At 68.3% G+C, this 12,369-nt stretch carries 13 protein-coding genes; 7 read left to right on the forward strand and 6 right to left on the reverse strand.

Annotated elements, in window-relative coordinates; translation table 11 throughout:
* The first annotated feature begins 45 nt into the window (after nt 1–45).
* The 5 genes from VFY73_RS21030 to VFY73_RS21050 all read left to right on the forward strand — a co-directional run bounded on the left by VFY73_RS21030 (nt 46) and on the right by VFY73_RS21050 (nt 5,112).
* Nucleotides 46–1,176: a sensor histidine kinase gene (locus VFY73_RS21030; protein WP_329722455.1), complete on the forward strand. Its 1,131-nt coding sequence runs from the start codon at nt 46–48 to the stop codon at nt 1,174–1,176.
* Nucleotides 1,177–1,182: 6 nt separating this feature from the next.
* A complete protein-coding gene (locus VFY73_RS21035) occupies nt 1,183–1,941 on the forward strand; it encodes a LytTR family DNA-binding domain-containing protein (protein WP_329722457.1) in 759 nt (252 codons plus the stop codon).
* A 176-nt stretch (nt 1,942–2,117) separates the two neighbouring features.
* On the forward strand, nt 2,118–3,641 hold the full coding sequence (locus VFY73_RS21040) for an AlkA N-terminal domain-containing protein (protein ID WP_329722459.1): 1,524 nt from the start codon (nt 2,118–2,120) through the stop codon (nt 3,639–3,641).
* The gene (locus tag VFY73_RS21045) at nt 3,638–4,207 is read left to right on the forward strand and encodes a methylated-DNA--[protein]-cysteine S-methyltransferase (protein WP_329722461.1); all 570 of its coding nucleotides are present in this window, start codon (nt 3,638–3,640) and stop codon (nt 4,205–4,207) included. The genes VFY73_RS21040 and VFY73_RS21045 overlap by 4 nt, the downstream gene beginning before the upstream one ends.
* On the forward strand, nt 4,204–5,112 hold the full coding sequence (locus VFY73_RS21050; RefSeq protein ID WP_329722463.1) for a DMT family transporter: 909 nt from the start codon (nt 4,204–4,206) through the stop codon (nt 5,110–5,112). The genes VFY73_RS21045 and VFY73_RS21050 overlap by 4 nt, the downstream gene beginning before the upstream one ends.
* Nucleotides 5,113–5,218: 106 nt before the next feature.
* On the opposite strand, the gene VFY73_RS21055 is transcribed toward VFY73_RS21050, so the two are convergent.
* Both VFY73_RS21055 and VFY73_RS21060 read right to left on the reverse strand, forming a co-directional pair.
* Entirely contained in the window at nt 5,219–5,878 is a 660-nt protein-coding gene (locus VFY73_RS21055) for a peroxiredoxin (RefSeq protein ID WP_329722465.1), read from the reverse strand.
* A 170-nt stretch (nt 5,879–6,048) separates the two neighbouring features.
* Nucleotides 6,049–6,252, reverse strand: coding sequence for a heavy-metal-associated domain-containing protein (locus VFY73_RS21060; protein WP_329722467.1), 204 nt, complete (start codon nt 6,250–6,252; stop codon nt 6,049–6,051).
* Nucleotides 6,253–6,442: 190 nt separating this feature from the next.
* Between VFY73_RS21060 and VFY73_RS21065 the strand changes: the two genes are divergently transcribed.
* Nucleotides 6,443–8,899, forward strand: a complete 2,457-nt coding sequence (locus tag VFY73_RS21065; RefSeq protein ID WP_329722468.1) for a heavy metal translocating P-type ATPase — start codon at nt 6,443–6,445, stop codon at nt 8,897–8,899.
* An 8-nt stretch (nt 8,900–8,907) separates the two neighbouring features.
* Nucleotides 8,908–9,378: a Cu(I)-responsive transcriptional regulator gene (gene cueR, locus VFY73_RS21070; protein WP_329722573.1), complete on the forward strand. Its 471-nt coding sequence runs from the start codon at nt 8,908–8,910 to the stop codon at nt 9,376–9,378.
* Between the two features lie 60 nt (nt 9,379–9,438).
* On the opposite strand, the gene VFY73_RS21075 is transcribed toward cueR, so the two are convergent.
* The 4 genes from VFY73_RS21075 to cysE all read right to left on the reverse strand — a co-directional run bounded on the left by VFY73_RS21075 (nt 9,439) and on the right by cysE (nt 12,361).
* A complete protein-coding gene (locus VFY73_RS21075) occupies nt 9,439–9,756 on the reverse strand; it encodes a hypothetical protein (protein WP_329722470.1) in 318 nt (105 codons plus the stop codon).
* Nucleotides 9,757–9,909: 153 nt separating this feature from the next.
* A complete protein-coding gene (locus VFY73_RS21080; protein WP_329722472.1) occupies nt 9,910–10,446 on the reverse strand; it encodes a hypothetical protein in 537 nt (178 codons plus the stop codon).
* 185 nt (nt 10,447–10,631) lie between these two features.
* Nucleotides 10,632–11,540, reverse strand: coding sequence for a cysteine synthase CysM (gene cysM / locus VFY73_RS21085; RefSeq protein ID WP_329722474.1), 909 nt, complete (start codon nt 11,538–11,540; stop codon nt 10,632–10,634).
* Nucleotides 11,537–12,361, reverse strand: a complete 825-nt coding sequence (gene cysE / locus VFY73_RS21090; protein WP_329722476.1) for a serine O-acetyltransferase — start codon at nt 12,359–12,361, stop codon at nt 11,537–11,539. Before cysE ends, cysM begins: the two co-directional genes overlap by 4 nt.
* Nucleotides 12,362–12,369 lie beyond the last annotated feature (8 nt).

Genomic DNA, 12,369 nt, shown 5'->3' on the forward strand with positions numbered 1-12,369 from the left:
TTGCCCGGGCTGCATCGGCCAACCGCCTGTCTACACTGCGCCGCCATGAAGCTCACCCGCGAACTGCTGAAGCAGTCATGGCGCTCGTGGATCTCCAACGACATGCAGCGCGTCGGCCCGTACTGGCTGACGCTGTGCTGGACGGGCCTGTTCGCCATCGCCGTCGGCTTTTTGTTCACCTTCGCCGGCTTCGCGATGTACTCGCGTTCGCTGGCCGACTGGATGAACTGGGCCAGCTGGCGCCACTGGCTGGGGCTGAACCTGTTCATCTCGTTCTTCAGTGCCTACGCGGTCCACGGCATGTTCGAGCTGCTGCTGTTCGCGATCAGCCGAAAGCGAATCCGCAGCTGGGGCCCCTGGGGGCGAGGCGTGTTCTTCAGCGCCGTGCCTCTGGTCGGCGTGCTGATCGCATGGCCGCTGGCCGTGCGCCTGGCCGGCCACACCTTCAGTGTCGGCAACTACACGTCGTCCACCAGTTGGTCGGCCGGCATGCTGCTGTTCGTGCTGATGTTCTCGATGCTGTTGAACATCTACTACAACGCCAATGCCCGCACGCAAGCGGCCGAGCGCCGCGCCGCGGAGGCCCAGTTGCGCCTGCTGCAGGGCCAGATCGAGCCGCACTTCCTGTTCAACACGCTCGCCAACGTGGTCGGGCTGATCGACGCAGACCCCGCACGTGCCCGGCAGATGCTGGAATCGTTCATCGACTACCTGCGCGCCTCGCTCGGCGGCCTGCGCAACCAGGCGCACACGCTGGGCCAGGAGATCGCGCTGATCGACGCCTACCTGCGCGTGCTGGCGCTGCGCATGGAAGACCGGCTGCGAGTGCGGCTGGAAGTGCCCCCGGAGCTGTTCGCGGTGCACCTGCCGGCGTTGCTGGTGCAGCCGCTGGTCGAGAACGCGATTCACCACGGGATCGAGCCGAAGGTCGAAGGCGGCGAGGTACAGGTCCGCGCCGAATTGCACGGCGACAGACTGCGCATCGACGTGATCGATGACGGCCTGGGCCTGGACGCCTCGTCGCAGCCCGGCCGCCGCGGCGGCGCAGGCGCTGCGCTGGCCAACATCCGCGAACGGCTGCGCGCTGCCTTCGGCGACGAAGCTCAGCTGACACTCGACAACCGACCCGAAGGCGGCGTGCGCGCCACGCTGCTGCTGCCCTGGCCCCCTCACTGATTGACGATGACGACTGCCCTGATCGCTGACGACGAGCCGCACCTGGCCCGCTACCTGCAAGAACAGCTCGCCACCTTGTGGCCGGAGCTGAAGATCGTCGCCACTGCACGCAATGGGCTCGAAGCCGCGGCCGGCATCGAGCAGCATGAGCCCGATATCGCCTTCCTCGACATCCGCATGCCCGGGCTGACCGGGCTCGAGGTGGCCCAGGGCATCGAGGGCCGCACCCGCGTGGTCTTCGTCACGGCCTACGACGAATTTGCGGTGCAGGCATTCGACCAGGCTGCGCTCGACTACCTGCTCAAGCCGGTCACCGCCGAGCGGCTGTCCCGCTCGGTGCAGCGGCTGCGCGAGGCGCTCGAGGCTTCGCCCGCAGCCGAGCCCGACGCGCGAATGGCCACGACTTTGAAGCAATTGCTGCCGGCGCAGGCCACGTCGCCGGCACTGCGCTGGATACGCGCCAGCGCCGGCGAGGTGACGCACCAGGTGCCGATCGGCGAGGTCGTCTTCTTTCGCGCCGACGACAAGTACACCTGCGTCCACACCGCGGCGCGTGAGCACCTGATCCGCACGCCGATCACCGAGCTGGCGGCGCAGCTCGATCCGAACCAGTTCTGGCAGGTGCACCGCTCGACGCTGATCAACCTCGACTTCCTCGAAAGCACCCGCCGCGACGAGGGCAGCCGGCTGTGGCTGCGGCTGCGCGGGTACGCGCACGAGCTGCCCGTCAGCCGGGCGTACGTGCACCTGTTCAAGGCGATGTAGCGCGCCGCCTGGCTGGGTAAAAAGCGGTCCGAGAACTCGTACAGCCACAGGTCCGAAAACGGCGAGCCGAGATCCCCTCGCGGCCTATGATGGCCGCCATGGACAGCATTTCGACCCTCAAGCCACGAAGGGCCGCTCCCGAGAGGCTTGAACCCCCTCGGGGGGCGAGCCTGACGATGTCAGGCCCTGGGGGCCCATTGAACGACGCCGCGGCCTACCAGGTGCTGCAGACGCACGACGCACGCTTCGATGGACGCCTGTTTGTCGGCGTCACCTCCACCGGCGTCTATTGCCGACCGGTGTGCCGCGTGCGGCTGCCGCGGCGCGAAAACTGCCGCTTCTTCGGCAACGCCGCGAGCGCCGAATGCGCCGGCTTCCGGCCCTGCCTGCGCTGCCGGCCCGAGCTGGCGCCGGGGCTGGCCACCACCGATTCTTCGCAGACGCTGGCCCGCGCCGGTGCCCGTCTGATCGAACACGCGGTGGCGCAAGGCCACGACATCGCGCTGCCGCGGGTCGCTGAGCGCCTGGGCGTGACCGATCGGCATTTCCGCCGAGTCTTCCAGGCGTCGCATGGCGTGAGCCCGATGGACTGGCTGGCCACGCAGCGCCTGCTGCTGGCCAAGCGCCTGTTGACCGACACCGACCTGCCGGTGACCCGCGTCGCACTCGCCAGCGGCTTCGCCAGCCTGCGCCGTTTCAACGCCGCCTTTGCCGAACGCTACCGGCTGTCGCCCAGTGCGCTGCGCCGCTCGTCCGGTGCGGCCGGCAGCGAGCCGGTGGCCGTGCGGCTCGCCTGGCGCCCGCCCTACGACGCACCGGCGATGCTCGGCTTTCTGGCGGCGCGGCCATTGACCGGCGTCGAAGCCGTCGCCAACGGCATCTGGCGCCGCACGCTGGCATTGATCGACGCACGTGGCGAGCGCCACAGCGGCTGGCTCGCATTGCGCTTCGAGCCGGACGCCCATCAAGTGCAGGCCACCGTCAGCCCCAGTCTCGCCCCGGTCCTGGGCGCGGTGATCGAGCGCCTGCGCCACCTGCTGGACCTGGACGCCGAAGCCACCGCCATCGACGCCGCACTCGGCGAACTGCCGGTCGCGCTGCGGCCCGGCCTGCGCCTGCCCGGCTGCATCGACGGCTTCGAGACCACGGTGCGCGTGATCCTGGGCCAGCAGGTCACCGTCGCCGCGGCCTGCACGCTGGCCGCCCGGCTCGTCGCCCGCTTCGGCGAGCCGATCGCCACCCCGTTCGACGGTCTGACGCAGCTCTTTCCCAGCGCCGAATCGCTGGCCCATGCGACGCCCGACTCGATCGGCACGCTGGGCATCGTGCGCAGCCGCGTCGGCGCGATCCAGGCCCTGGCGCGCGCCGTGGTCGAGGGCCGCATCGACCTGTCACCCGCCGCACCGATGGCCGAAACGTTGGCGGCGCTGGGCGAACTGCCCGGTGTCGGCGCGTGGACCACCGAGCTGGTCGCGCTGCGTGTGCTGGCCTGGCCCGATGCCTTCCCGGCCAGCGACATCGGTGTGATGCGCGCGTTGGGCGCCGCCACCCCTGCAGCAGCGTCGGCCGCGGCCGAGGCCTGGCGCCCCTGGCGCTCATATGCCGTGATGCAACTATGGCAATCGCTGGCCGACAACACCCCGCCGCCCGCACCGAAGCGCCCCTCGCGCAAGGCGCGCAAGGAAGAAGTCCCCGCATGAACGCCATCCGCTCCCCCCTGCTCGCCCAAACCACAATCGACAGTCCGCTCGGCCCGCTGCTGCTGGCCGCCACCGCGCAGGGCCTGGCCGGCGCCTGGTTCACCGACCAGGCCCATCACCCGGGCGCGCTCGATGCCCCCGAGGATCCGGACAACGCCTTCATCCAGCAGGCCGCCGAGGAGTTGTGCGCCTACTGGCGAGACGCCACCGGCAGCCGCTTCGGCGTGAAGATGGATCCACAGGGCACCGACTTCCAGCGCGCCGTCTGGCAGGCACTGCTGGAGATCCCGGCCGGCCGCTCCAGCACCTACGCGACGCTCGCCACGCAGATCCACAAGCCGCTGGCCGTGCGCGCCGTCGGCGCCGCGGTGGGCCGCAACCCGCTGAGCGTCATCATCCCGTGCCACCGCGTGCTCGGCAGCGACGGCTCCTTGACCGGGTATGCCGGCGGGCTCGAACGCAAGGTCGACCTGCTGCAGCGTGAGGGCCGCTGGCCAATACAGCCGCGTACCGCGGCGCCGACCCGATCCACCAAACCCCATCCACAGGAAGCGATCGCCGCATGAAACCCCGCGACACGATCGAACTGCTGCTGCTCGCCGCCATCTGGGGCGCTTCGTTCCTGTTTCTTCGCATGGGGGCCGCCGAGTTCGGCCCGTTCGCGCTGGCCGGCCTGCGCGTGCTTGGGGCGTCGCTGTTCCTGCTGCCGCTGCTGTGGCGGCGTGGTGAATGGGCTGCACTACGCCAACACTGGCGTGCCATCGCCGTCGTGGGCATCGTCAACTCAGCGATCCCGTTCCTGTGCTTCAGTTACGCCGCGCTGGCCATCACCGGCGGCCTGTCGTCGATCTTCAACGCCACCACGCCGTTGTGGGGCGTCGTGTTTGCCTGGTGGTGGCTGCGCGACCGGCCGGACGTCAACAAACTCGCCGGCCTGGCGATCGGCTTTGCCGGCGTGCTGTGGCTGGCCTGGGACAAGGCCAGCTTCAAACCCGATGCGAGCGGCGCCAGCAGCGGCCTGGCGGTGTTGGCCTGCCTGGTCGCAACGATGATGTACGGCCTGGCCGCCAGCATGACCAAGCGCTGGTTGACCGGCGTGCCGGCGATGGCGCTGGCCACCGGCAGCCAGCTTTCGGCCGCGGTCGTGCTGATGCCCTTGATGCTGTGGCACTGGCCGGCGACGATGCCCGGTGCCAGGTCCTGGGGCGCCGTGGCGGCCCTGGCGCTGGTGTGCACCGGCGTGGCCTACGTGCTGTTCTTCCGCCTCATCGCGAACATCGGCGCCGGCAATGCGCTGAGCGTGACTTTCCTGATCCCGGGCTTCGCGATCGCCTGGGGCGGGCTGTTCCTTGGCGAAACGGTCAACGCCACGATGATCGGCGCCTGCGTGGTGGTGCTGGTCGGCACTTCGCTGGTCACCGGGGTGTGGAAGCCGACGCCGTGGTGGGGGGCGAATCGCAAGCCAAGCTGACTGACGATCCGACGGGGCGCAGATCGTTGCGCCCAACGCAAAGGCCCGGCATTGCGCCGGGCCCCTTGCTGACGCGGGCGCGGCAGAGGCGCGCCCGGCACCGTGCTTACTTCGGCTGCTTGACGACGCGCAGGTAGGGCTTGACGGTCGTCCAGCCCTGCGGGAACAGCGTCTTCGCGTCTTCGTCGGACACCGAGGCGGCAATGATGACGTCGTCGCCGTTTTTCCAGTTGGCCGGCGTGGCGACCTTGTGCTGGGCGGTCAGCTGCATCGAGTCGATGACGCGCAACACTTCGTCGAAGTTGCGGCCGGTGGTCATCGGGTAGGTCAGCATCAGCTTGATCTTCTTGTCCGGGCCGATGATGAAGACCGAGCGCACGGTGGCGTTGGTGGCCGCGGTGCGGCCCGCCGAGGTGCCCGCCTCTTCGGCCGGCAGCATGTTGTACAGCTTGGCCACTTTCAGGTCGGTGTCGCCGATCATCGGGTACTTGACCGCCGCCCCTTGAGTCTCCTCGATGTCGTGGGCCCAGCGCTCGTGATCGTCGACCGGGTCGATCGACAAGCCGATCAGCTTGACGTTGCGCTTCTTGAACTCCGGCTCGATCTTGGCCATGTAGCCGAGTTCGGTGGTGCAGACCGGAGTGAAATCCTTCGGGTGCGAGAACAGCACCGCCCACTGGTCACCGATCCATTCATGGAAATCGATCTGGCCGTGGGTGGTTTGCGCCGTGAAGTTCGGCGCGACGTCGTTGATGCGCAGGGACATAGGTGATGCCTCCGAGTCAAAAGGGCCAAGGGAAGGTCTGGCGAGCCGAAGATCGTAGCGCTTATGCGGCCGTTAAGGTTATGCATTCGGCGGCTGTGGATGTGCACTTGACAGCCGCCCCTGGCCGCCACGGCACGCTGCGGGCAACGGCCGGTGTTGTGGGGCTCGCCTCAGGATACTGGCTGCGGCGTGTACCCCGCCTCGCGGATGGCCTGCGCCAGCGCCTGCTCGCCGGCTAGCGCGGGCTGGATCGTCACCCGGTGGTTGGCCAAGTCGACCTCCACCTGCGCCCCCGGGTCGGCCGCTGTCACGGCCTGGGTGATCGCACCCACGCAATGGCCGCAGCTCATGTCATTCACATCAAAGGCAATCATCACCTGGCTCCTTTTGCCGGATATCGAAGGTTGTCACATCACCAGTGTCCGCCTTGCCACCGTGGGAAGCTCAATCCCCTGGCTTGATTCACCTCAAAGGCAGGATGGACTTTGAGACTTGCCGATTGACCCTGCCATCATGGGAAGCTTGATGATGACCTCATCGTCTGACTCAACGCATCCACACCCCATGAGCACCCTCTCCCCTGCATCAGCCTGGCACCTGCCCATCGCCGGCATGACCTGCGCGTCCTGCGTCGGCCGTGTCGAGAAGGCACTCAAAGCAGTGCCGGGCGTCGACAAGGTCAGCGTGAACCTGGCCACCGAAGAGGCCTCAGTCGACGCGGCAGCCGGCACCGACCCGGCCATGCTGACCGCAGCCGTGCAGCGCGCCGGCTACGAGGTACGGCAGCAGACGCTGAACCTGAAGATCGAGGGCATGACCTGCGCCTCTTGCGTCGGCCGTGTCGAAAAGGCGCTGGCCAAGGTGCCCGGCGTCTTGCGGGTGTCGGTCAACCTGGCCACCGAACAGGCCAGTGTGCAGGCCGTGGCCAACGTGCCCGTCGCCGCCCTGCAGGCGGCTGTCGCCAAGGCCGGCTATTCCGCGGTCGAGCCGACCGCCATCGAGCCGAAGGCGATTCGTCGCCTGCCCGAATGGTGGGCTGTCGCGCTGAGCGCGCTGCTGACCCTGCCGCTGGTCGCCCCGATGGCGCTGCAGGCGGTCGGCCTGTCGTGGATGCCTGGCGGCTGGCTGCAGCTGCTGCTGGCGACGCCGGTGCAGTTCGGGCTCGGCGCTCGCTTCTACCGCGCCGGCTGGAAGGCGCTGCGTGCCGGCACCGGCAACATGGACCTGCTGGTCGCGCTGGGCACGTCGGCGGCCTACGGGCTGTCGTTGTTCCAGCTCCTGCGCCACGGCGACCACGGGATGGCGCATCTGTACTTCGAAGCCAGCGCCGCGGTCATCACGCTGGTGCTGCTGGGCAAGTGGCTCGAGGCCCGCGCCAAGCGGCAGACCACCGACGCCATCCGCGCGCTGAATGCGTTGCGGCCGACCACGGCACACGTGCGGCGCGACGTCATCGAGCTGGAGTTGCCGGTGGCTCAGGTGATCGTCGGCGATCTGGTGGTGATCCGGCCCGGAGAGCGCATCCCGGTCGATGGCGACGTCATCGAAGGTGCCAGCCATGTGGACGAGTCGCTGATCACCGGCGAAAGCCTGCCGGTGACCAAAGGCGCCGGCGACCGCGTCACCGGCGGCGCGATCAACAGCGAAGGCCTGTTGCTGGTCAAGGCGACCGCCGTCGGTGCCGAGACCACCTTGGCGCGGATCATCCGGCTGGTCGAATCGGCGCAGGCCGACAAGGCGCCGATCCAGCGCATCGTCGACCGCGTCAGCGCGGTCTTCGTGCCGGTCGTGCTGGGGGTGGCGTTGCTGACATTCCTGGGCTGGTGGGGCACCACCGGCGAGGTCGAACGCGCGTTGATCAACGCGGTGGCCGTGCTGGTCATCGCCTGCCCTTGCGCGCTGGGCCTGGCCACGCCCACAGCCATCATGGCCGGCACCGGCGTGGCGGCTCGCCATGGCGTGCTGATCAAGGACGCCCAGGCGCTGGAGCTGGCGCATTCGATCCGCGCCGTGGCGCTGGACAAGACCGGCACGCTGACCGAAGGGCGGCCCGCGCTGGTCGCCGTGCTGCCGGCAGCCCCCGCATCGCGCAGCGAGGTGCTGGGCCTGGCCGCTGGCCTGCAGCAAACGAGCGAACACCCATTGGCACGTGCGGTGATGGCCATGGCGCGCGACGAGGCGATGACAGTGCCCGACGCCCAGTTGGCCCAGGCATTGCCGGGCCGGGGTGTGCAGGCCACCATCCAAGGCCGGTCGCTGGCGCTGGGCAGCAGCCGGCTGCTGGATGAACTGGGCGCCCCTCGCGGCGCGCTTGCAGCCGAGGCCGACCGCCTCGAGCGTGAAGGTCGCACCGTGTCCTGGTTGATCGAGCGCGCGCCCACCGGCGTCCGCCTGCTCGGCCTGCTGGCCTTCGGCGACACGATCAAGCCGACAGCCAGGCAAGCGGTCAGTCGCCTGCATGCGCTGGGCATCCACACCGTGATGCTGACCGGCGACAACGAAGGCAGCGCCCAAGCGGTCGCGCGCGAGTTGGGCATCGACGAGGTGCGCGCCAACGTACTGCCCGGCGACAAGGCCGCAGCGGTGCAGGCCCTGCGTGCATCCGCAGGCCGCGTCGCGATGGTCGGTGACGGCATCAACGACGCGCCGGCCCTGGCTGCTGCCGACGTGGGCATCGCGATGGCCACCGGCACCGACGTGGCCATGGAAACTGCCGGCATCACGCTGATGCGCGGCGACCCCCGGCTGGTGGCCGATGCGATCGACATCTCACGTCGAACCTACGCCAAGATCAAGCAGAACCTGTGGTGGGCCTTTGGCTACAACGTGCTTGGCATTCCGCTCGCCGCTTTCGGCCTGCTGAACCCGGTGATCGCCGGCGCGGCGATGGCGTTCAGCAGCGTCAGCGTGGTGACCAATGCCTTGACGTTGCGCCGCTGGCGGCCCAGCGCTGGACATCGCCAGGCCGACACCACGGCGCCGACCGGCGACCACTCCCCCCACATCGAAGGAGCCCGTTGATGACGGTCATGAACATCGGCGACGCTGCCAAGGCGTCCGGCGTGTCGGCGAAGATGATTCGCCACTACGAAAGCGTGGGGCTCTTTCCTGAAGCGCAGCGCACGGAGGCCGGCTACCGGCAGTACGGCGAGAAGGAATTGAGCACGCTGCGATTCATCCGCCACTCACGCGACCTCGGCTTCTCGATCGAGCAGATCCGCGAACTGCTGGGCCTGTGGCAGAACCGCCGGCGGCCCAGTCGCCATGTCAAGGCGCTCGCCCAGGCCCACATTCAGGAGCTGGAGGAAAAGCTGCAGGAATTGCAGGCGATGAAGGCCACGCTGGAGCACCTGGTGCATTGCTGCCACGGCGACGACCGGCCGGATTGCCCGATCATCGACACGCTGGCCCAGCCGCACACCACCGCGGCAACGGCAGTCCCACCCAAAACCGGCGGGCTGCGCACGGTGCGCCATGGCGCTCAGCGAGCCGGCGGCTGAACGTTGGTCAGGCGCGGCGCCGGGGCGTTGCGCTGCGGGCTGCAGGCCCGTCTTCAAGCCTCAGGACATGCGCGGCAAGCTCAGCAGCGCCTTGGTGCGTGCGCCGTCGATGTTGCAGCTCTCCAACTCGTGGCGAGGACCCGACGTGCGAACCTCGTCGCCGATTTCGAAAGCGCCGCTGCCGTCGTGGCGTCCGCCCACGTAGACACTGTCGCCGGCCTCGATCCAGCCGGCCAGAATGGCCGATGTCGTTTGTTCCTCGGGCCCGACGCCAATGGCGGACAAGCCTTGCGGATCGGGTGTGAGCTTGCGGACCGCGACATCGGTGATCTGACCGTTCGTGGTCAAGCGCAACTTGGTCAGCAGGTAGTGGCTCATCACCGCCTCCTTTCGTGGAAGGGTCCACTGAACGTTGCCACCAACATGCTGCGCCTGCAGCGCACCGGCGACAAGCCCACTGTTCCAGGAAGCAAATGCCCAAAGCAAATAAGCCCTGCGAGCCTTGGGCTCGCAGGGCCTTTCGCGGCGAGTTCAGTACGAAACGGTGTCCAGGCCGGGCGGCGTCGTGACAACCTCATACCACGCGCTCGTGGTTTCGCCATAGGCGATGCCCTGGACATGTGCGGCCACGCCGAAGAAGTGGCCGGCGCCGCCGACCCACGTCCAGGAGACGGTTTCGTCGTCGACCAGGCGATCCTTGTTCTTGCCGATGAAACTGAAGCGGAATGCCCAGCCGCCGCCGGGACCACCGCCGTTGACCATCTTGACCGAGGCGCCACCGCTGACATCGGCGATCGTGCCGACGCCATCGCCATCGATAGCCAGCGCGCCGAGGAACGGCTGGGTGCCGTCAAACAAGTCTAGGCCGTGGGCGTCGAGCGTGAACATCACGTCGTCGCCCGATACGGTGGCACTCAGGCTGGCAAAACTCGGTGTCTCGGGAGCGCCGCTGCCAGACAGGAGTTGGCCAAAGTCATAGAACGTCGTCTGCGCACGCAATGCAAGCGGTGCGGCGACCAACGCCATGGCAACGACGGAGGACAGGGCAAAGCGGCGATGCAGGTTCATCGGCGGTCTCCAAAGGGATGGCAAAGATGGGCCGTGCGCCGTGGAAACCCTCTGGCCGCCGCGGCGCTGATGGCCCTTTCAGGCTGACTGGAGTCTGTGCATCGGTCGCTGCAGGGGCCGTCGTGAGTCACTTTGTGTAAGGAACCATGACGGCCGAAGCGATGAAAACACCGATCCTGCGCCCGCTATTCGGGAAACACGCCGGTGGACAAGTACCGGTCGCCGCGGTCGCAAACGACGAAGACGATCGTTGCGTCGTGAAGATCACGGGCGAGTTGCAGCGCAGCCCAACAAGCGCCCGCGGCGGAGACGCCGCAGAACAGGCCCTCTTCGCGGGCAAGGCGACGAGCCATGGCCTCGGCATCGGCCTGCCGGACTTCGACAGTCTCGTCCACCGCGCTGCGGTCGTAGATCGCAGGGAGATAGGCGTCGCTCCAGCGCCGGATGCCCGGAATCCTGGAGCCTTCCGCCGGTTGGGCACCGATGACCCGCACCGCGGCATTCTTCGACTTCAGGAAGCGCGAGGTGCCAATGATCGTGCCGGTCGTTCCCATCGCGCTGACGAAGTGCGTGACGGTGCCTTCGGTGTCGCGCCAGACCTCCTGCCCGGTGGTCTGCTCGTGGATTCGCGGGTTGTCAGCGTTCGAGAACTGATCGAGGACCCGCCCGAGACCATCGCGCTGCATCTGCTGGGCCAGGTCTCGCGCATGCTCCATGCCACCTGCGCGCGGCGTCAGGATGATCCGGGCGCCGAGGGCCTTCATCGTGCGGATTCGCTCCATCGACGAGTCCTCGGGCATCAGCAGCACGAGCTCATACCCGCGAACCGCCGCGGCCATGGCCAGCGCGATGCCGGTGTTGCCCGAGGTCGCTTCGATGAGCGTATCGCCCGGCTGGATCTCACCGCGCGCCTCGGCGCCGCGAACCATTGCCAGCGCTGGCCGATCCTTCACCGAGCCGCCCGGGTTGTTGCCTTCCAGCTTCGCCAGTATCACGTTGCCGCGGCGCTCGTTGTCCACGCCGGGAAGGCGCCGCAGCTGCACCATGGGCGTCGATCCGACCAGGTCTTCGAGGGTCTTGTATTGAAGGCTCATTCTTCGAGCGCCGTGCTGGCTTGTTCGACTTGGTGGTTCATTTCGAGCGAGGGCTGCTCACAGGCCGGCCGGCCGACCACGGTGGCCAGGCTTCCCGCCACGGTGACGTGGGAAGGAACATCCTTCATCACCACGCTGCCCGCGCCCACTTTCGCGCCGTGGCCGATCTCCACGTTGCCCAGGACCAGCGCACCGGCGCCCAACAACACGCCGGAGCGCACCTTCGGGTGACGGTCGCCCGTGTCCTTGCCGGTACCGCCGAGGGTGACGTTGTGAAGGATCGAGACGCGGTCCTCGATCACCGCGGTTTCGCCGACCACCACGCCATGGGCATGGTCCAGCAGAATGCCGCGCCCGATGCGAGCGGCCGGGTGGATGTCCACGCCCAGGCGCTGCGCCACCTGGCTTTGGAGCCAGCGCGCCAGCGGCTTGCGACCCTGACGCCAGAGCCGGTGCGCAACACGGTGCACCGACAGCGCGTGCAGGCCCTTGTAGTAGAGCAGCGGATCGAGCGGGCCAGCGCATGCCGGATCCCGCTCGCAGGTGGCCTGGATGTCGGCCGCCACGGCGTCGACGATGTCCGGCTCGGAGGCGGTGGCCTGCTCGATCAGCAGGCGCAGTTTGCCGGGCCCGAGCATCGCGCCGTCGAGTCGAAGGGCCAGCACATGCGCCAGCGCCGACTCGAAGCTGGCGTGTCGCAGCACCTGCTCATGCAGCACCGTTTCCAGCGCAGGCTCCGCCTCGATCGTCGCGAAAGCGTCTCGCCGGATGGCGAGCCAGAGCCGGTCCGCCAATGCGGGCGACGCTCTGCTGGTCAGCACAGGAGCTT

This window comes from Ideonella sp. (assembly GCF_036277275.1).
Lineage (GTDB): Bacteria > Pseudomonadota > Gammaproteobacteria > Burkholderiales > Burkholderiaceae_C > Ideonella.